General features: G+C 69.4%; 19 protein-coding genes. 8 read left to right on the plus strand and 11 right to left on the minus strand.

Annotated elements, in window-relative coordinates; genetic code table 11:
- Positions 1-22: 22 nt before the first annotated feature.
- Complete coding sequence (locus BLU81_RS20045; RefSeq protein ID WP_092546082.1) at positions 23-628, minus strand: class I SAM-dependent methyltransferase; 606 nt, start codon at positions 626-628, stop codon at positions 23-25.
- A gap of 21 nt (positions 629-649) precedes the next feature.
- Positions 650-1,612 carry a hypothetical protein gene (locus tag BLU81_RS20050; RefSeq protein ID WP_157751694.1) on the minus strand — a complete coding sequence of 321 codons (963 nt, stop codon included), beginning with the start codon at positions 1,610-1,612 and terminating at the stop codon, positions 650-652.
- 248 nt (positions 1,613-1,860) lie between these two features.
- Between BLU81_RS20050 and BLU81_RS20055 the strand changes: the two genes are divergently transcribed.
- Complete coding sequence (locus BLU81_RS20055; RefSeq protein ID WP_157751695.1) at positions 1,861-2,808, plus strand: AbfB domain-containing protein; 948 nt, start codon at positions 1,861-1,863, stop codon at positions 2,806-2,808.
- A 45-nt stretch (positions 2,809-2,853) separates the two neighbouring features.
- On the opposite strand, the gene BLU81_RS20060 is transcribed toward BLU81_RS20055, so the two are convergent.
- From BLU81_RS20060 to BLU81_RS20075, 4 genes are all read right to left on the minus strand, one after another.
- Positions 2,854-4,851, minus strand: coding sequence for a beta-galactosidase (locus BLU81_RS20060; protein ID WP_092546085.1), 1,998 nt, complete (start codon positions 4,849-4,851; stop codon positions 2,854-2,856).
- On the minus strand, positions 4,848-6,185 hold the full coding sequence (locus BLU81_RS20065; protein WP_092546086.1) for an ABC transporter substrate-binding protein: 1,338 nt from the start codon (positions 6,183-6,185) through the stop codon (positions 4,848-4,850). The genes BLU81_RS20060 and BLU81_RS20065 overlap by 4 nt, the downstream gene beginning before the upstream one ends.
- 31 nt (positions 6,186-6,216) lie before the next feature.
- Positions 6,217-7,017, minus strand: coding sequence for a carbohydrate ABC transporter permease (locus BLU81_RS20070; RefSeq protein WP_092557352.1), 801 nt, complete (start codon positions 7,015-7,017; stop codon positions 6,217-6,219).
- 71 nt (positions 7,018-7,088) lie between these two features.
- Entirely contained in the window at positions 7,089-7,955 is an 867-nt protein-coding gene (locus tag BLU81_RS20075) for a carbohydrate ABC transporter permease (protein ID WP_092546087.1), read from the minus strand.
- A 174-nt stretch (positions 7,956-8,129) separates the two neighbouring features.
- On the opposite strand from BLU81_RS20075, the gene BLU81_RS20080 reads away from it, so the two are divergent.
- Together BLU81_RS20080 and BLU81_RS20085 are read left to right on the plus strand one after the other, a co-directional pair.
- On the plus strand, positions 8,130-9,131 hold the full coding sequence (locus BLU81_RS20080) for a LacI family DNA-binding transcriptional regulator (protein WP_092546088.1): 1,002 nt from the start codon (positions 8,130-8,132) through the stop codon (positions 9,129-9,131).
- 65 nt (positions 9,132-9,196) lie between these two features.
- Complete coding sequence (locus BLU81_RS20085) at positions 9,197-9,598, plus strand: hypothetical protein (RefSeq protein WP_092546089.1); 402 nt, start codon at positions 9,197-9,199, stop codon at positions 9,596-9,598.
- Positions 9,599-9,824: 226 nt separating this feature from the next.
- Here BLU81_RS20085 and BLU81_RS20090 read toward each other — a convergent pair whose 3' ends face one another.
- The 4 genes from BLU81_RS20090 to BLU81_RS20105 form a co-directional block, all read right to left on the minus strand.
- Entirely contained in the window at positions 9,825-10,397 is a 573-nt protein-coding gene (locus BLU81_RS20090) for a PilZ domain-containing protein (protein WP_231954663.1), read from the minus strand.
- A gap of 246 nt (positions 10,398-10,643) precedes the next feature.
- Positions 10,644-11,321, minus strand: coding sequence for a hypothetical protein (locus BLU81_RS20095; protein ID WP_092546090.1), 678 nt, complete (start codon positions 11,319-11,321; stop codon positions 10,644-10,646).
- Positions 11,318-12,145: an ATP-binding cassette domain-containing protein gene (locus BLU81_RS20100; protein WP_092546091.1), complete on the minus strand. Its 828-nt coding sequence runs from the start codon at positions 12,143-12,145 to the stop codon at positions 11,318-11,320. Before BLU81_RS20100 ends, BLU81_RS20095 begins: the two co-directional genes overlap by 4 nt.
- Entirely contained in the window at positions 12,142-12,492 is a 351-nt protein-coding gene (locus BLU81_RS20105) for a PadR family transcriptional regulator (RefSeq protein WP_092546092.1), read from the minus strand. The genes BLU81_RS20100 and BLU81_RS20105 overlap by 4 nt, the downstream gene beginning before the upstream one ends.
- A gap of 99 nt (positions 12,493-12,591) precedes the next feature.
- Here BLU81_RS20105 and BLU81_RS20110 point away from each other — a divergent pair, with 99 nt between their 5' ends.
- Genes BLU81_RS20110 through BLU81_RS20120 form a run of 3 tightly spaced genes read left to right on the plus strand, consistent with a single transcriptional unit; the run spans position 12,592 to position 15,020 of the window.
- Positions 12,592-13,098, plus strand: a complete 507-nt coding sequence (locus tag BLU81_RS20110; protein ID WP_092546093.1) for a SigE family RNA polymerase sigma factor — start codon at positions 12,592-12,594, stop codon at positions 13,096-13,098.
- Positions 13,099-13,107: 9 nt separating this feature from the next.
- Complete coding sequence (locus BLU81_RS20115; RefSeq protein ID WP_092546094.1) at positions 13,108-13,965, plus strand: hypothetical protein; 858 nt, start codon at positions 13,108-13,110, stop codon at positions 13,963-13,965.
- On the plus strand, positions 13,962-15,020 hold the full coding sequence (locus tag BLU81_RS20120) for an amidoligase family protein (protein ID WP_231954664.1): 1,059 nt from the start codon (positions 13,962-13,964) through the stop codon (positions 15,018-15,020). The genes BLU81_RS20115 and BLU81_RS20120 overlap by 4 nt, the downstream gene beginning before the upstream one ends.
- 105 nt (positions 15,021-15,125) lie before the next feature.
- On the opposite strand, the gene BLU81_RS20125 is transcribed toward BLU81_RS20120, so the two are convergent.
- The gene (locus BLU81_RS20125) at positions 15,126-15,896 is read right to left on the minus strand and encodes an alpha/beta fold hydrolase (protein WP_092546095.1); all 771 of its coding nucleotides are present in this window, start codon (positions 15,894-15,896) and stop codon (positions 15,126-15,128) included.
- Positions 15,897-16,074: 178 nt separating this feature from the next.
- Here BLU81_RS20125 and BLU81_RS20130 point away from each other — a divergent pair, with 178 nt between their 5' ends.
- Positions 16,075-17,028: a LysR family transcriptional regulator gene (locus BLU81_RS20130; RefSeq protein WP_092546096.1), complete on the plus strand. Its 954-nt coding sequence runs from the start codon at positions 16,075-16,077 to the stop codon at positions 17,026-17,028.
- 51 nt (positions 17,029-17,079) lie between these two features.
- Complete coding sequence (locus tag BLU81_RS20135) at positions 17,080-17,547, plus strand: nitroreductase family deazaflavin-dependent oxidoreductase (protein ID WP_092546097.1); 468 nt, start codon at positions 17,080-17,082, stop codon at positions 17,545-17,547.
- Positions 17,548-17,566: the final 19 nt, after the last annotated feature.

A 17,566-nucleotide genomic window follows, 5' to 3' on the forward strand; every position in this document is an offset into this window, starting at 1 on the left:
ATCTTTTATCAGCACACCACTCTTACGGGTGACGCCGTAGGACATCCAGGACGAACCACTCGTCTTCGTGGTGCACGACCGGCTCCAGGCCCGGGGTGGCGGCCAGCGCGGCGTGCGCGTTGAAGCCGTCGTAGGTGCCGCCGTTCTCCCGATCGCGGAAGTGCACCGCGACCAGGTCGCCACCGGGCTCCAGGCGCTGCACCAGCCCGGTCAGCGTGGCCGCCAGGTCGTCGGCGGACAGGTAGTAGAGCAGGTCACCGATCACGATCAGGTCGAAGTCACCGCCGGGCAGGCCGGCCGGAAGCTCGGCCCGCTCGACCGTCACGTTCGGTAGATCAGCGGTGTTCTCCCGGGCGAGCTGGACCGCCTCCTCGACACTGTCGGTAGCCAGCACCTCGTCGCAGCGCTCGGCCAGCATCCGGCTCAGGGTCCCGACCGAGGCACCAGGCTCGTAACAGCGGCGGTAGTGCTCGCGCGGCAGGCTGGCCACGGTGACCGCGAACTTGCGCCGGTCGTGCCACTTGACGGCGATGTCCCACGGGTCGTCCTTCGCCAGGTAGAGCCCGGTGAAGTGGTCCAGGGAGACGCTGGTCTCCGGCGGTGCGGCGTCGCCTGCTGCTCGTGTCACACCGGCGATTGTGCCCTCGGTTCACGCGGCGCTGACGGTCAGGGTGCCGACCCCCTCGTCGGCGATCACGTCCAGGCCGCCGCTGCCGTCGGTGGCGGTCAGCACCCGGCCCCGGTCGACACCCTGGGTGCGGTCGCCGTAGAGGACCACGGTGCCGGCACCGTTACGGAGGGTGGCGCGGACCGGGATCTGGTCGGCGGTCCGGATCCGCCAGTCGTTGACCCCGCCGGACATCTGGACCGGTACGACGGCGTCCTGCTCGGGCAGCGCGATGTCGATGGCCGCGGCGCCGCCGAGCAGGTCGATCCGGTCGACCCGGCCGCCGGTGAGGTCGAAGGTGCCGGTGCGCACCCCGCCGCGCATCCGCACCGACCAGGCGACCTCCGGGCTGAGCAGGACGTCCACCCGGGACGAGCCCTCCTCGCTGATCTTGTCGGCGAAGACGCGCACGATGCCGTCGCCGAACTCGACCCGCGGCCGGATCGCGCTGCCGTCCGGCGAGGTGGCGGTGAACCAGGAGCCGCTGCCGGTGCCGGTGATCAGCACGTTGAGGTCGGTGACGCCGTCGGCCAGTTCGAAGGTGGCGGCGGCCGGAGCCTCCGGAGCGGGCGGGGTGGTCTCGATGCTGACCGGCGGGTTCTCCGGTTCCACCAGGACCGGCGCGGACGGGTTCGCCACCACCGACGGCACCTCCGGTGCCGACCCCTTCGCCAGCCAGGCGGCCGTTCCGGCGGCCAGGAGCCCGGCGAGGACCGCGGCCATGGTCCGGCCGAGCGGGCGGCGGGGCTTGGTGGCCGGACGGCCGACCATGTGCAGCTCGATGGTCGGGCGGCCGGTGTTGATCTGAACGGTGGGCCGGTTGTCGACCTTGGGCTGCCAGGCCGGTTCGGTCCGGGTGGCTTCCGCGCCCTCCAGCTCGTAGTGGTCGGGCTGCGGACCCACCCGGTGGGGCGCGTCCGGCCAGAATTCCGAAATATCAGGCATATCGGCTTTATCGGTTGCGTCGGTACCGGTGACGCTGACATCTGGCGCGGCAGGACTATCCACGTTGCTCTCCTCCGGGCACGGCAGGGCTCCCGGGCGTGGTACGGACCGGAGCGCCCGAAGGTTCATTTGGTCACGCTCCCAAACTATTGGTACAGCGTTTCCACTTGCTTCGGAGACCGCCGAACGTGTAGATCCTTATCGAACCATTAAGTACCTATGTGAACAGTCCCCAGGAAGCGAATTACATGCCGGAAGACAACACCCGTAACGGCTTGCGGGTAGGCGGCTGGATTCCGCCGTATTCAGCCGGTGGCGACTCCACCGTGCCGATCCGGCCGACCGCGCAACCCGCGCTCAGCGGGCGCCCCCACCCGCGGGATCATTTCACCCGGGTCCGTAACTCCTCGACGATGCGGCCCCGCCTCGTCCTGGTCGCGGCCCTCTGCCTCGCCTGTGCCGCGACCGCCGCGGTCGCGGTCGTCCTCGACGCCGCGCGCAAGCCTCAGCCGGTCGCCGCGGAGTTCACCTTCCCCCAGACGGTGCCTCCGTTCGATCCGGCCCCGGCGGCCGCCGAGACATCGACTGACGTGCCGGTCAGCGTGCAGCCGTCACCCTCCGCGACCTCACTCTCCGCTACGCTCAGCCCCACCGGTGCCGCCTCGTCACGGTCGTCGTCGAGCCTCCAGCCGACGACACCGGGAGCAACCCGTACCACCACGAAAGCCCCTCAGCCCACCACGACCACCGCCACCCCGCCGGTCTCCCTGGTGGTCGGTTCGACGACCGGCCTGGAAGCCACCGACCGGCCCGGCGAAAGAGTGCGGCACAACGACTACCGTGGCCGTCTGGACCGGATAGGATCGACGAGCAGCGATCGAGAGCGGGCCGACTCGAACTTCCGCGTTCGCTCCGGTCTGGCCGGCAACGGCTGCGTCTCATTCGAGTCGGTAAACTTTCCGGGGTATTATCTGCGTCACTACAACTTCGAAATTCGTCTCGCCAGGATCGAGCGCACACAGCTATTCCGAGAGGACGCGACATTCTGTCCGGTGACTATTCGTGAGGGTGCCGCCTTGGTGTTGCGTTCCACGAATTATCCGGGGCATCATGTCGTCGCCGACGGTGACCGGCTGAAGATCGTCGAGACGTCCGCGGCGAGGGCTCTGGCCTTCACACCGCGGCCCGCACTCTGATCGACCCGGCTGGCCCATCCAGCCGGGTCGATCAGGCCAACTAGGTCAGACCCTCGAATCGCGGTGGAGAACCCTCACTCCCCGCGGTTCGAGGACCGGCTCGCCCAGAGAATCCAGTTCCACGGGTGAGTCGGTGCGGTTGATCAGGAACCAGTGGTCCCCGCGGATCGTCAGCTCGACCCGCCCGGCCAGTTCGGCCGGCAGCTCACTGCTCACCCCGGCCGGTCCGAGCAGGGCCGGCAGCAGCGGGGCCAGACCGGCGGGGCCGAGCCGGGTGGAGACGTACGACGCCGATCCGGTGCCCACCGCCCGCCGGGTGACCGCCGCGCGTTCCGCCTGGTCCCCGGTCTTGTAGTGAGCCAGCACCTCGACGTCCGTGCCGGTCACGTCGATCCGGTCGGTCCAGAGGGTGCCGGTGGTGCCGTTGTCCAGTTCCACACTCTCGTGGTCCAGCAGCGGCCCGAACTCCTCGATCCGGATGCCGAGCACCTCCCGCAGCGCACCGGGATAGCCACCCAGCCACACGTGGTCGTGCTCGTCCACGATCCCGGAGAAGTAGGTGGCGACCAGGTGCCCGCCACCGGCCGCGTACCGCCGCAGCCGGGTGGCCAGTGCACCCGGCACCACGTGCAGGATCGGGGCGATCAGCACCCGGTACTCCTCCAGCGGGGCGTCCGGCGGCACCACGTCGGCACGGATGCCGGCGTCCAGCAGGGCGGTGTACCAGTCGAGGGCCTCCGGCCGGTACCGCAGCCGGTCGGTGGGGTGTGAGTCGTGCTCGGACACCCACCACGACTCCCAGTCGAAGACGATCCCGACGGGGGCACGGCGGCGGCGCGAGCCGGCGATGGGCGCCAGCTCGCGCAGCCGTTCCCCGAGACGCACCACGTCCCGGAACAGATCACTATCGGTCCCGGAATGCGACAGCATCGCCGAGTGGTACTTCTCCGCGCCGGCCTTCGACTGCCGCCACTGGAAGTAGCAGACCGCGTCGGCACCGTGTGCGACGTGGGTGAGCGAGTCCCGGGCCAGTTCGCCCGGCTTCTTCGCCACGTTGACCGGCTGCCAGTTGACCGCGCTGGTGGAGTGCTCCATCAGGAACCACGGGTGGCCACCGGCCAGGTTGCCGGTCAGGTTCGCGGAGAACGACAGTTCGTCGCGGGCCTGCGGGCCGGGCAGCACGTAGTGGTCGTTGGAGACGAAGTCGACCTCGGCGGCCCAGTCCGCGTAGTTCATCCCCTTGGTCTCGCCCATCACCATGAAGTTCGTGGTGACCGGCACCTCCGGGGTGATCCGGCGCAGTACCGCCCGCTCGGCCCGCAGGTGCTCCTTGAGCGCGTCGGAGGAGAACCGCTTGAAGTCGAGCTGCTGGGTCGGATTCGGGTGCGAGGCGGCCAGCCGGGGCGGCAGGACCTCCTCGAAGTCGTCGTACCGCTGCGCCCAGAAGGCGGTTCCCCAGGCGTGGTTCAGCGCTTCGACGGTGTTGTACCGCTCGCGCAGCCAGAGCCGGAAGGCCCGGGCCGCGTCGTCGGAGTAGTCGTAGATGTTGTGGCAGCCCAGCTCGTTGTTGACGTGCCAGGCCACCAGCGCCGGGTGCTCGGCGTACCGGACGGCCAGTTCCCGGACCAGGCGCAGCGCGTGTTCCCGGAAGACCGGCGAGGTGGGCCGCCAGTGCTGGCGGGCGCCCGGCCACAGGGTCTCCCCGGTGCGGGTCACCGGCAGGATCTCCGGGTGTTTGCGGGTGAGCCAGGGCGGCGGTGAGGCGGTGGCGGTGGCCAGGTCGACGGTGATCCCGCCGGCGTGCAGCAGGTCCATCACCTCGTCGAGCCAGGCGAAGTCGAAGACTCCCTCACGCGGCTCCAGCCGGGCCCAGGAGAAGATCGCGAGCGAGACGATCGTGACGCCGGCCTGTCGCATGGCCCGCACGTCGTCGTCCCAGACCTCGCGAGGCCATTGATCGGGGTTGTAGTCCGCGCCGAATTCCAGACGCGCCGCCCCGGCGCGGCGAAGCCAGCGCCGGGGCGTCTCGAAGCTCTGCGTCATTTAACCGTGAAACCCTGCTCCGTGCCGTACTTCACGGACGCATCCTGCCAGGCCTTGAGCCCGTCCGTCAGCGTTCCCTGACCGATGTACGCCTTACCCACCGTGTCGCTGAAGATGCTGTTGGCGTAGACCTGGAACGGAAGGTAGTTCCAGCCGGTGACAACCTGACCGGCGGACTCGGCGAGCACCTCGTTGACCTTCTGGCCCCCGAAGTACGGGAACTCCTTGGACTGGAACTCCGGGGCGCTCAGCTCGGCGGTGGTTGCCGGGAATGCTCCAGCGTCGACGCGGGTCTTCACTCCCTCGTCGACGGCGGTGTACTTGAGGAACGCGTAGGCGAGGGCCTTGTTGGCACCGGCGGTCGGGATGGCGAGCGAGCTGCCTCCGCTCTCTGCAGTGGCCTTGGCGCCGGCCTCCCACTGCGGCATCGGCGCGACCCGCCACTTGCCGTTGGCCGCCTTGGCGCCGGACTCCAGGTTGCTGGGCATCCAGGCACCGGTTACCAGGGTGGCGATGGTGCCGTCGCCGAGGCCCTTGTACCACTCGTCGGTCCAGCTGACGACCGGTGAGAGCAGCTTGGCGTCGAGCAGTTTCTGCCACTGGGTGACGAACTTCTGCGTACCCGGGTCTTGGAAGTTGACCGTGACGTTGGTGCCGTCGACGGTGTACGGCTTACCGCCGGCCTGCCAGATCAGGCTGGTGGCGAAACCGGCTTCACCGGAGTCACTGGTGATGTACGCCTTCGGGTCGGCCTTGTGCAGCTTCTCGGCCGCCGCGGCGTACTCCTCCCAGGTGGTCGGCACCGCGATCTGGTGCTTGTCGAACACCTCCTTGTTGTAGAAGAGCGCCATGGGGCCCGAGTCGATCGGCAGGCCGAAGACCTTGCCGCCGGAGTGCACCGCGTTCCACGTGCCGGGGGTGAACTTGCCGTCCAGGCCGGCCGCGCCGAATCCATCCAGCTCGGCTACCGACTTGGCCAGGGCGAACTGGGAGAGCGCGTAGTACTCGACCTGCGCCACGTCCGGCACGCCGGTACCGGCGGCGATCGCGTTCTGCATCGCGATGTAGTGGTCTTTACCCTGACCGGCGTTCACCAGGTTGATTTTGACTTTGGGGTACTTGGTCTGGAAGTCGGCCGCGACCTTGGTGATCGTGGTGTCCCACGCCCACACGGTCAGGTTTCCACCAGCCTCCAGAGCGGCGGTGACGTCGGCTTCGGAGACCGCGCCACCGGCAGCCGTGTCGCCGGCGTCGTCGGAGCCGGAGCAGCCGGACGCGAGGAGGGTTATCGACATCGCGGCGCCCAGGATGGCGCGCCGACGGGTGATCTTCATTCTCGGGGTGTCCCTTCGGTGTTAGAGGGGGTTACTGCTTGACGCTGCCCGCGGCGAGACCCTGCTGCCAGTACCGCTGCAGGAACAGGAACGCCATGGTGAGCGGGATGATGGTGAGCAGAGAGCCGGTGAGCACGAGGTTGAAGACCACATCACCACCGACCGTGTTGGCCTGCTGGTTCCAGGTGTAAAGGCCCAGCGTGAGCGGGTAGAGGTCGATGTCCTTCAGCATGATCAGCGGAATGAAGAAGTTGTTCCACGTCATGACCAGGTTGAACAGGAGCACCGTGACCAGGCCGGGCGCCAGCAGCGGCAGCGCCAGCTTGAAGAACGTCCGGAACTCACCGGCACCGTCGACCCGCGCCGACTCCAGGATCTCGGTCGGCACCGCCTCGGTGGAGTAGGTCCACATCAGGTACAGGCCGAACGGCGACAGCAGCGACGGCAGGATCACCGCCCACGGGGTGTCGGTGAGCCCCATCTTGGCGAAGAGCAGGAAGGTCGGCACGGCCAGCGCGGTGGGCGGGACCGCGATGCCGCCGAGCACCACGGCGAAGACCGCCTTGCGCCCGACGAAGTTGAACTTCGCCAGCCCGTACCCGGCCAGGGCCGCCAGCATGGTCGCCCCACCGGCGCCCACCACCACGTAGAACAGGGTGTTGAGGATCCAGCGGCCGAAGATGCCGTCCTGGTAGGTGAAGGTGTCGGCGATGTTGTCGAAGAGCACGAAGTCCCCGCCGAACCAGAGCCCGAACGTCCCGAGCAGGTCCTCCTGGGTCTTGGTCGAGCTGAGGAACAGCCAGACCAGCGGCAGCAGGGTGTAGATCACCATGAGGCCGGTGACCACGGTGAGGATGACGCTGCGCTGCGGTTTCTTGTTCTTCTTGATCCGCACGATGGTGCTCACAGCGCTCCCTTCAGCGACCGCCGCTGGAAGACGTACGCCACGATCATCGTCATCACGCCCATGATCAGTGCGATCGTGGCGGAGTAGTTGACCTGCTGCCCGGCGAAGGAGAGCTGGTACGCGTAGATGTTCGGGGTGAAGTAGGTGGTCACCGAGTTCGGCGCCAGACTGTCCAGCACCTGCGGCTCGTTGAACAGCTGGAAGCTGCCGACGATCGAGAAGATCGAGGCGACGACCAGCGGACCGCGCAGCGTCGGCAGCTTGATCGCCCGGATGATCCGGAGTTCGCTCGCGCCGTCGATGGCCGCGGCCTCGTAGAGCGAGGTGTCGATCACCTTGAGCCCCGAGTACAGGATCAGCATGTTGTAGCCGACGTACTGCCAGGTCACGACGTTGCCGATGGTGGTGAGGATCCAGGCCGGCCCGAGCGGGTCCGGGATGCTCAGCCCGAACGCCTCGTTGATGCTGCCGACCAGGCCGAACCGGACTCCGTACAGGAAACCGGCCATCAGGGTCGCGACCACCGAGGGCACCGCGTACGGCAGGAAGATCGAGATCCGGAAGAACCCGGTGCCGTAGAGGCGCCCGCTGTCGATCGCGAGAGCGACCAGCAGGGCCAGGCCGAGCATGATCGGGACCTGGATCAGCAGGAAGAGCGAGACCCGGGTCAGGGCCTCCCAGAACTGCGGATCAGTGAAAGCTTTCGTGTAGTTCTCGAGGCCGACGAAGCTGGTGCCGCCGACCAGTTGGGTGCGGAACACGCTCAGGTACGCCGAGTAGATGATCGGCGCCAGATACACCAGTGCGAAGACCGCCAGAAACGGACCGGTGAACTGCCACCCAGTCCATGAACGCCGGGTCACCCCTGCCCCCTCCGGAGGATGTTTACGTAAACATGGTCGTCATGTTTACGTAAACATGACTGCCGTATAGTGGCACGGGCCACAATTCACGGTCAAGGAGTGATCAAAATCGAACCACCCCGGCTTCGTGTGGGTTCGGACGTCCCCGGCGGCCGACGCAAACAACGCGTATCGATGGCTGACGTGGCCGCCCTCGCCGGGGTCTCCTCACAGACCGTGTCACGGGTCGCCAACGGGCACCCCGGTGTCGTCGAGACGACCCGTGAGCAGGTGCTCGCCGCCATGAGCGAACTGGGTTACCGCCCCAACAGCGCGGCCCGCTCCCTCCGCTACGGCCGGTTCAACACCATCGGTGTCATCCTGTTCGGTTTGTCGTCCACCGGAAACAGCCGAACCGTCGAAGCGATCGCCACCCGAGCCGCCACCGAGGGTTATGCGATAACCCTCATTCCGGTCGGCGCGCCCACCCAGGACAACGTCATGGGAGCGTTCACAAGAATGGGCGAACTCGCGGTCGACGGTGTCATTCTCATCATCGAAGTCCATCTGTTGGACGCGACCGCCGTGGCCCTTCCGCCGGGCGTGCACGTGGTGGTCGTCGACTCCGACGCCGGCGACCGTTACCCGGTCGTCGACACCGACCAGGCCGACGGCGCCCACCAGGCCGTTCGTCACCTGATCAGCCTCGGTCACCGCACCGTCCACCACGTCGCCGGGCCCGCCGAGTCGTACTCCGCCGAACGCCGCACCGGAGCCTGGCGCCGCGCCCTCGAAGAGGCCGGCCGCACCGTCCCGCCCCTGGAGCGCGGCGACTGGTCCGCCGACTCCGGCTACCGCGCCGGCCTGCGCCTGGCCGCCGACCCGGCCTGCACCGCGATCTTCACCGCCAACGACCAGATGGCCCTCGGCGTGCTGCGCGCCCTGCACGAGACCGGCCGCCGCGTCCCCGCAGACGTCAGCGTCGTCGGTTTCGACGACCTGGCCGACGCGGCCTCCTACCTGCCCCCGCTGACCACCGTCCACCAGGACTTCGCCGAGGTCGGCCGGCGCTGCGTCGAAGCCCTGCTGCGCCAGATCCACGACGAACCGGCCGGCCCCGGCACCGACCTGGTCCCCACCCGCCTGGTCATCCGCGACAGCACCGCCGCCCCCGAACATCCACTCTGGAGCACGTAGAACCATGGCGGCCCGACCACACCTGGGGGACGCTGTCCGGGAGAACCTCGACGAAAGGTGATCCCATGAAGCTCGACACCTCAGAGATCTTGGAACGAGCCCGCGCCGGCACCGACGCCGCCACCGTCGGACGCGTCTTCGGCACCCCGATCGAACGCGACGGCGTCACAGTGATCCCGGTCGCGATCGTCGGCGGCGGCGCAGGCGGAGGAGGCGGCGGCCTCGACTCCCCGGACGACGAACACGCCGGTGGCAACGGCGCGAGCGCCGAGAACAGCGTGGCCGGCGGAAACGGCTCCGGCGGCGGCTACGGCTTCGGCGCCCGCCCGGCCGGCGTCTACGTCATCCGCGACGGCGACGCCCACTGGCGCCCCGCCATCGACGTCAACAAGATCGTCATAGGCGGCCAGCTGGTAGCGGTCGCCGCATTCCTCCTGGTCCGCGCCATCCTGCGCCGCCGGCACTGACGAGCAAAACCAAGATCAATTCCTTTTCCGGTACGCCTCGCCACTCCGCAACCGCAAGCAGCGGCCCCGCCCTCACACCGCGAGGAGGGCCTGCCGTCCAGGCCGTCCCGCGCCCGCCGGGCGTGAGCGGTCCGTTCCCACCACACGGACGGAGCGGTACGCCTTCCAGCGTGGTGACTCGGGGTTCGATTCGAACCCCGAGTCACCACACAGACCTGGACCGTCTCTAGCGGCGGGATCGGCGGCGTTCGCCGATCTCCCAGGCCATGATGTACTGCCGGATCATCTGGGCCATCTCGTCGCCGGTACCGAACGTGAGGATCAGATGCTGCCCCGGGTCGCCGTGCGGGGCCTCACGCACGTTGAGCACGATGCCACTCAACTGCGCCTCGGCGGTGCCCAGCCAGACCGTCGCGGACACCCGATCACCCTGCTTCAGCGAGGTGACCTCGTCGATCCAGCACCGCAGACCGCCCTCGCTGATGTCGAGCAGGACACCTTCGGCGGGCTGCCCCTCCACCTCGGCTTCGAGGCGGACCACCGCACCGGCGCCACCGCGCACGTACTCCCGCCGGTTGTCGTGCCGGGCCGGGCCCGCAGGCACGATCGTCCACCGGGACGGCGCGCTGCCGGAGACCGCGACCAGCCGGCAGGGCAGGATCACCCGGGTGCGCGGCGGTGCCCAGAAGATCTCGAACTCGCGGCCCGGTTCGAACACCGACAGATCGGTGGTCTCCAGGGGCGCAGCGACGGTAAGAGTGTTCCCGTCGACGGCTTCCAGCCGCGACCGAAGGTTCATACCGTTTCCGAGAACTAGGAAGACCGCAGCACCGATCTCCGGCAACTCGGTCGCGACCGCTCCCTCCACCCCGGGGGCGGACATCAAACCAGCTGCACCGTTGATCATCATTCACCTCTGTGAAACGCCGTGACGGCAGTTCGGGACTGGCCCCTTATCGGCACCGCTCCGCCCGACTTGAACCGTCAGCCGAACCAGTTCCCACCGAACCCGTCCCGGCCGCGGTCGTGGAGCGGCGGGCCCGGCCTACGCCGGCTCGGGGTAGCGGGCCACCCGGAGGCGGCGGGCGAAGACGGCAAGGGTCAGGCCGGTGCAGAGGACCCAGATCAGGGCCGCGTGGGCCAGACCGCGCCACAGGTAGTCGACGGTGACGCCGTCGACGGCATAGGTGCCGATCTCGCGGCCCGACCAGAACGGCATGAACTTCGCTACCGTACCCGCCGGGTCGGCGAGCATCTGGACGGCGCAGACCGAGAGCAGTGCCAGGGCGCCTTCCAGCTCACGGGGCAGCAGCGCGCCGACCAGGCTGCCGAACGGGACGGCCAGCAGCGCGGTGATCAGCATCGCCAGGGCCATCGCCCAGCCCCGCCGGATGTCCTGGTCGACCGCGACCAGGATCAGGTAGGCGGAGGTCAGCAGCAGACCGAAACCGCTCATCGCGATCAGCCGGCCGCCGATGATCCCGGCCGTGGAGGCGCCGGAGAGCCGCAGCCGGGGGTCGATGCCGCGGGCCGAGTTGACGACGAACAGCGTCAGGGTGGAGACGGCCCACGCGATGCCGAGGGTGAGCATCCGCATCGACTGGCCGGTGAGGTCGCGCCGGACCAGGTAGAACCAGAGCGGCAGCGAGATCACCAGGAGCAGGGCGGTCCGTCGGCGGGACACTTCACGGGCCGAGAGCGCGGCCACCACCAGCGCGGTCATGCGGTACCTCCGGAGACGGCGCCGAGGTCGAGGACGTGGTCGACGTTCTGTAGTTCGTGCAGCAGGTGGGTGACGACGACGACGGCCCGGCCGGCGTCGCGCCAGGCGTGCACCTGACGCCAGAAGTCGAGGTAGGCGCCCTGGTCGAAGCCCTGGTACGGCTCGTCGAGCAGGAGCAGGTCGGGGCCGTGGAGCTGGCCGAGGACCAGGTTGAGCTTCTGCCGCGTACCGCCGGAGAGCTCTTGAACCGGTTGTGCCCCGGAGGGGCGCCAGGCGAGAAGCGACGCCAGGTGGGTGCCGGTGGATCGGGCCTTGCGGGGCACCATGCCGGCGGCCGCCCCGAAGAGGGTGAAGTGCTCGTCGGCGGTCAGCCAGCCGGCGAGGCCACCGTCCTGTGGCACGAAACCGATCCGGCGCACCCGGTGCACGGTGCCGCTGGACGGGGCGGTGAGGCCGGCGCAGATCCGCAGCAGAGTGGACTTGCCGCAGCCGTTGGCGCCGACGATCGCGGCCACCTCGCCGCCGCGGACGGCCAGGTCGACACCGGAGAAGACGGTGCGGCTCCGGTACCGTTTGCCGACTCCGCTGAGCCGGAGCATCACCGGGCCGGCCTCGCAGCGGGTCGCGGTGGTGCCGGCGGCCGGGGTCTGCAGTTCGGCGACGAGATGGCGGGCGTAGAGGTGGGCCGGGCCGAAGAAGTGGTCCGGGTCGGCGGCGTTCTCACCGGCCTGGTCGGCGGTCTCGGTGCTGAGCTGCCGGGCCCGGCCGGGTTGCAGCCCGAGGCGGATCAGTTCGGCTTCGAAGCGGGTCGGCCAGTCGTTCATCGCGCGTTCCCTGCGGTCGGCGAGTCGGCCGACTCGTCGACCAGCGCGTCGATGCCGTCGCGGAAGGTTCGCCACTCGCCGGCCTGGGCGCGCAGGGCGTCGAGGCCGGCCGGGGTGATCGCGTAGACCTTGCGGCGGGGGCCGGACTCGGACGGCGCCCAACTGGGTGCGGCGAGGCCCTGCTGTTCGAGGCGGAGCAGGGCCGGGTAGAGGGTGCCGCCGGGCACGTCGGCGACACCGGCCGCGGCCAGTCGCTGGGCCAGCCCGTACCCGTAGTCGGGCCGGCCCCGCAGCATCGCGAGCAGGCATAGATCGAGGAAGCCGTGCAACCACGGCCGGGGAGTCATGCTAGGCAGGCTAACTGGTTAGTAGTCTTTCTATCTAGCTCGTCGGAAATAATTCCGGAATCGAGTGCACAACACGGGCGCGGGATGCGTCGATGAGGTGTGACCTTCGAGCAATTCGCGCTGGCACGCCTGCCCAGCCTTCTGCGTTACGCGGTGGTCCTCACCGGTGACCGGGACCTGGCCCAGGACGTGGTCCAGGAGGTACTTGCACGTGCCCAGGTCCGGTGGAAACGGATCAGTGACGCCGACTCACCGGAGGCGTACGTCCGGCGGATGGTGCTCAACGAGTACCTGTCCTGGCGTCGCAGCTGGGCGGTCCGGCACGTGCACTCGGCCGGAGAACGACTGATCGAGCTGGACGATGCCCGCGGTGGAGTCCGCGATCACGCCGACGGTGTGGTCGAGGCCGACGCCCTGTGGCACCGGCTGGCCACGCTCGGGCGCAAGCAACGCGCGGTGCTGGTGATGCGTTACTACGAGCAGATGGACGACGAGCAGATCGCCGACCAGCTCGGGTGCGCCACCGCCACGGTGCGCAGCCATGCGTCGAGGGCACTGAAGACCCTCCGGCTCCATCAGGAGTCGGAATTACGAGCCCACGCCTAGGAGAGGGTCGTGACTGAGCACCAGGACCGGCTGCGCGAAGCCTTCAACAAGTACGAGAACGACACGCCGGATCCCGCTGCGGTCTACGCACGCGTCGAGGAACTGTCCCGGAAGTACACGTGGCGCCGCCGGGGTGCCCAGGCCGCGGGCGGGGTGGCACTGAGCGCCGGCCTGATCGCGGGCATCACCCAGCTGCCGGCGGTCCTGCCGGCCGGCCCGGCGGTCACCTCGACCACCGGCGGCCTCCAGGCCGCGGCACCCGCCGTCACTCCGAGTGCCGCGCCCACCATCGACCCCTCGGCGCCGTTGACCGAGGAGCAGATGACCGAGGGCATCGACGCGTACTTCCAAGCCGGGTACGGCTACGACAACGCGGTCGAGCTGGCCAAGCTGTGGAAACTGGGCGCCGGCGAGTTCGCCCAGGCCAAGGCGGTCGCCGGACAGAAGCTGCTGGCCGGGGAGACCCTGCCGGTCAAGCCGGTCGCCAACGAGGACGGCCCGGTCGGCGGTGGCGAAGAGGTCGACACGGAGGCGCAGAAGCAGATCGCCGAGTTCTTCTACGCCGGGTACGACTACGACGACGCGGTCAAGCTGGCCGGCATCTGGAAGCTGGCCGATCCGAGCGACGCCAAGTACGAAGCCGGCAAGCGCCTGCTCGCCGGCAAGAAGCTGCCGTTCAAGCCGGACAAGGAATCGGCCACCGAGGGTGCGAAGTCGCGGGCGGTGAGCGCGTTCTTCGACGCCGGCTACGACTACGACGACGCGGTCAAGCTGGCCGGCATCTGGAAGCTGGCCGACGCGTACGAGGCCAAGATCGCCGGTGGCGAGCGCCTGCTCGACGGCAAGAAACTGCCGTTCAAGCCGTGACGACGCTGCGCCGGCGAATCGGCTTCGAGATCGAGCTGATGGCCCCTGCCGGGGCCAGCCGGCGCACCCTGGCCGACGACCTGGCCGGACGCTGTGGGGGCAGCGTCCGGCCGGTCTGGCACCACGACAGCGAACCGTCGCTGGTCCCGGGCCTGGAACGGTTCCTGCATCTGACCCAGGGTTTCGAGGTGCGCCGCGCGGACGGTGCCCTGCTCTGCACCCTGGTCGACGACGTGACACTGCTGGACGGCCTGGACCGTTCGGCGGCCGCGAACCCCGGCTGGTTCCGGATCCTCACCGACGACGCCCGCCTGCTGCGGCTCCTCGCGGCACAGTGCGACCCGGCCGGCCCCCTGGACGAGGTTCTGGAACCGGCCGGCCGGCTGTGGGGCACGACGGCGTCCCGGCACGGGCCGATCCTGCGGCTCGACGATTCATCGGGCACCACGATCGCACTGGCCTCACCGGCCGGCGGGGAACGCGAACGCCCCTGCGAGATCGTCACCCCGCCGCTGGCCGCCGGCCATCACGAGGCCCTTGCCGAACTGCTCGGCCCGGCCCGGGACCTCGGGTTCACCGTGCCCCGGGAAGCCGCGGTGCACCTGCACGTGGACGGCGGGCCGTTCCGGGAACCGGCCGCCCTGGCGAACGTGGTGCGGCTGTTCGCCCACTACCGGGAACCGCTGCGGGCCCTGCTCGCCACCAACCCGGCCTGCCGGCGCCTGGCCCCCCTCCCCGAACCGCTGGTCACCGCGGTCGCCGGGAAGCCGGACACCGCCGAGCTGCGCCGGGCCGCCGCTGAAGGCGCACTGAGCAAGTTCTTCGACGTCAACCTGACGCAGGTGCTGACCGACACCCCGATCCGGGACACCGTCGAGATCCGGATCCTGCCCGGCGCCGTCGACCCGGCGGAGATCGTGCAGCGGGCCGCGCTGATCGAGCTGCTGCTGGATCGCTGCGAGGACCCCACTCCCCTGCCGCCGCCGTCCGGCGACCCGATCGAGGCCCTGTTGGAGATCGCCGCCGAGTCCCTGGCGGCGTACCAGGAGCACTGAAAGGCTTTCAGGAGCCGGTCGGTGCCCGGTAGCACCGCCCGGCTCCCGTCAGCTCCCGGTGTTTCCGTCAGCTCCCGGTGCTTCCGTCAGCTCCCGGTGCTTCCGTCAACTTCCGGTGTTCAGGAAACCGACCAGTTCGCGGGTGAACTCTGGAACCCGGATCGCGCCCATGTGGTCGCCGTCGACGACCGCCAGGCGAGCGCCCGGAATGGCCTTGGCCAGGATCTCCGGGCGGCTCGCCAGCGGATCGTCGCGGCCCGCGATCACCAGGGCCGGAACGGTGATCGTGTCCAGCGGGATGGGCTCGGCGTGCAGCGACGCCGCCTGGGCGGCCAGCGCGACCCGGTCACCGCCGACCGCGTCGACGAACGAACGGAACCCGGCGGCCGCCGGTGAGGTGATGGCGGCCGGATCGTCGGTCTCGAAAGCCGCCCGGAAGTCCGCGGCCGGGATGACCCGGGTGTCCACCCCACCGAGTTCGAGCACGGCGGCGCCGACGCCGCCGACGGCCAGCCGGCGCACCCGCCGGTCCCGGGTGGCGAGGATCAGCGAGACGATGGCGCCCATCGAGTAGCCGGCCACGTCGGCGGCGGTGGCACCCAGCAGATCGAGGAGCGTCGTCACGTCCCGGGCCATCCGGGTCTCGCCGTAGAACGACGGATCGTGCGGTTTACCGGACCGGCCGTGCCCACGGGCGTCGATGGTGACGACCCGGCGGCCGGTCGCGGTGAGCGCGTCGACGATGCCCGGCAGGACCCAGTTGGTGAGACCGCTGGCGATGAAACCGTGATGCAGCAGGACCGGGGGCTGCCCGGTGTCGCCGTCCCACTGCTCCCAATAGATCTCCACACCGTCGTCTGCCTGGAAAGTCGGCATCGTCGGTCCTCCTCTCGTCCGGCTCCGGCGGTCGTCAGGGTAGGCGCCGATCGCCGTCCGGGTATCGGTGAGATCGCCGGTGTGATCACCATGTGCGACGCGGGCGGTACCCGGAATGTCGACCGCGATACATTTCGGGTGGGACTTCTCAACCACTCCGTAGGGGGATGGACTAGCGGTGACCCCGACTCAGTTGCGCGCCTATGCGGCCGTGGTCCGGTGCGGCTCGGTCAAACACGCGGCCTCTCAGCTCGAGGTCTCCGAGTCCGCGGTGTCACTGCACATCGGACAGTTGCGGAAGGAACTTGGCGACCAGCTGTTCTCCCGGACCGCGAGCGGCCTGTCGTTCACGCCCGGCGGGCTGCGGCTGGCGAGCCGGGCCACCGAGATGCTCGGTCTGCAGGACATCACGGTCTTGGAGGTGAGCGCGGCCGGTCAGGGCCGGCGGATGCTGCGGGTGGGCGCGTCGTCGCTGTTCGCCGAACACGCCGCACCCGGACTGATCGAGCTGTTCGGCAACCGGGCCGCCGACCTGGACGTCGAGTTGAGTGTGCGCAACCCGGGCTCGTTCGCGGCGGCACTGATCGAGCGGAGCGTCGACATCGCGATCGGCCCGCCGCCGTCGGTGCCGAACCCGGCGGTGCGATGTCGTCCGGTGATGTACTACAAGATCGTCACGGTGACCGGGCCGGACCATCCGATGGCAGGTTCCCAGCCGTCGCCCCGGCAGTTGCGGGACCAGACGTGGCTGCTGGGCCCGTCCGCGGCCGCCGACCGGGGCGCCATCCCGACGCTGCTGCGCCGCCTCGGGGTCCCCGACAACCGGCAGCAGATCTTCCAGAGCCACGCGGCCGCCGTGGAGGAGGCGAAACGGGGCCGCGGTGTGGCGGCCGCTCTGTCGTTCACGGTGGCACCGGAGATCCGCAAAGGGCAGCTGGTGCCGTTCTGCGGCCCGCACACCGGCCTGGAGGAGGTGTGGCACTCGATGACCCTGATGGACTCGAACCTGACGGCCCCGGCCGAGCTGGCCCGCTTCGCGTCCACCCCACGAGCGATCCAGGCCATGATGCGCGGTACGGGGGTGAACGTGGCCCGTTTCAAGCCGTCCATCCACGTCACCCTGTGGAGCTGAAGCGGACCTTCGGCCCTACTGCCGGGATCGCACCGGTTCCATCATGGAGCAATGGCCTCCACTGACGACAGGCTGCGGGCGATGTACTCCGGCGGCCGCGGCAACACCACCGCCCGCCGTTTCGCCCGATTGTGGGCGACGGTCTACGGCGCCGGTTTCTCCCGGCGGCGCTGGATCACCCTGGAGGTCCGGGGCCGCAGTTCCGGCCGGGTCACCCGTTTCCCCCTGGGCATGGCCGACTGGCAGGGCCACTGGTACCTGGTACCGATGCTCGGCGCCGACTGCAACTGGGTCCGCAACGTCCGCGCCGCTGACGGCCACGCCGTCATCCGCCACGGCCGGGCCCGCCCCTGCCACCTGGCCGAACTGCCGGTCCCCGAACGCGCCCCGATCCTGCGCCGCTTCCTGCAGCAGGTCCCCGGCGCCCGCCCGCACCTCCCGGTCGACCGTAACGCCCCACTCCCCGACTTCGCGGCGATCGCCGACCGCTACCCGGTCTTCCGCGTCGACTACCGCTAGAGACGTTTCACGCCGAGGT

Origin of the sequence: Actinoplanes derwentensis, assembly GCF_900104725.1 — a bacterium.
GTDB lineage: Bacteria > Actinomycetota > Actinomycetes > Mycobacteriales > Micromonosporaceae > Actinoplanes > Actinoplanes derwentensis.

What these genes read in the sequence shown, in the direction of transcription:
- BLU81_RS20050 (WP_157751694.1), bottom strand. Translation starts at nt 1,612, where the DNA reads ATGCCTGATATTTCGGAATTCTGGCCGGACGCGCCCCACCGGGTGGGT.
- BLU81_RS20055 (WP_157751695.1), top strand. Translation starts at nt 1,861, where the DNA reads ATGCCGGAAGACAACACCCGTAACGGCTTGCGGGTAGGCGGCTGGATT.
- BLU81_RS20060 (WP_092546085.1), bottom strand. Translation starts at nt 4,851, where the DNA reads ATGACGCAGAGCTTCGAGACGCCCCGGCGCTGGCTTCGCCGCGCCGGG.
- BLU81_RS20065 (WP_092546086.1), bottom strand. Translation starts at nt 6,185, where the DNA reads ATGAAGATCACCCGTCGGCGCGCCATCCTGGGCGCCGCGATGTCGATA.
- BLU81_RS20070 (WP_092557352.1), bottom strand. Translation starts at nt 7,017, where the DNA reads ATGGTGATCTACACCCTGCTGCCGCTGGTCTGGCTGTTCCTCAGCTCG.
- BLU81_RS20080 (WP_092546088.1), top strand. Translation starts at nt 8,130, where the DNA reads ATGGCTGACGTGGCCGCCCTCGCCGGGGTCTCCTCACAGACCGTGTCA.
- BLU81_RS20085 (WP_092546089.1), top strand. Translation starts at nt 9,197, where the DNA reads ATGAAGCTCGACACCTCAGAGATCTTGGAACGAGCCCGCGCCGGCACC.
- BLU81_RS20090 (WP_231954663.1), bottom strand. Translation starts at nt 10,397, where the DNA reads ATGAACCTTCGGTCGCGGCTGGAAGCCGTCGACGGGAACACTCTTACC.
- BLU81_RS20095 (WP_092546090.1), bottom strand. Translation starts at nt 11,321, where the DNA reads ATGACCGCGCTGGTGGTGGCCGCGCTCTCGGCCCGTGAAGTGTCCCGC.
- BLU81_RS20100 (WP_092546091.1), bottom strand. Translation starts at nt 12,145, where the DNA reads ATGAACGACTGGCCGACCCGCTTCGAAGCCGAACTGATCCGCCTCGGG.
- BLU81_RS20105 (WP_092546092.1), bottom strand. Translation starts at nt 12,492, where the DNA reads ATGACTCCCCGGCCGTGGTTGCACGGCTTCCTCGATCTATGCCTGCTC.
- BLU81_RS20125 (WP_092546095.1), bottom strand. Translation starts at nt 15,896, where the DNA reads ATGCCGACTTTCCAGGCAGACGACGGTGTGGAGATCTATTGGGAGCAG.
- BLU81_RS20135 (WP_092546097.1), top strand. Translation starts at nt 17,080, where the DNA reads ATGGCCTCCACTGACGACAGGCTGCGGGCGATGTACTCCGGCGGCCGC.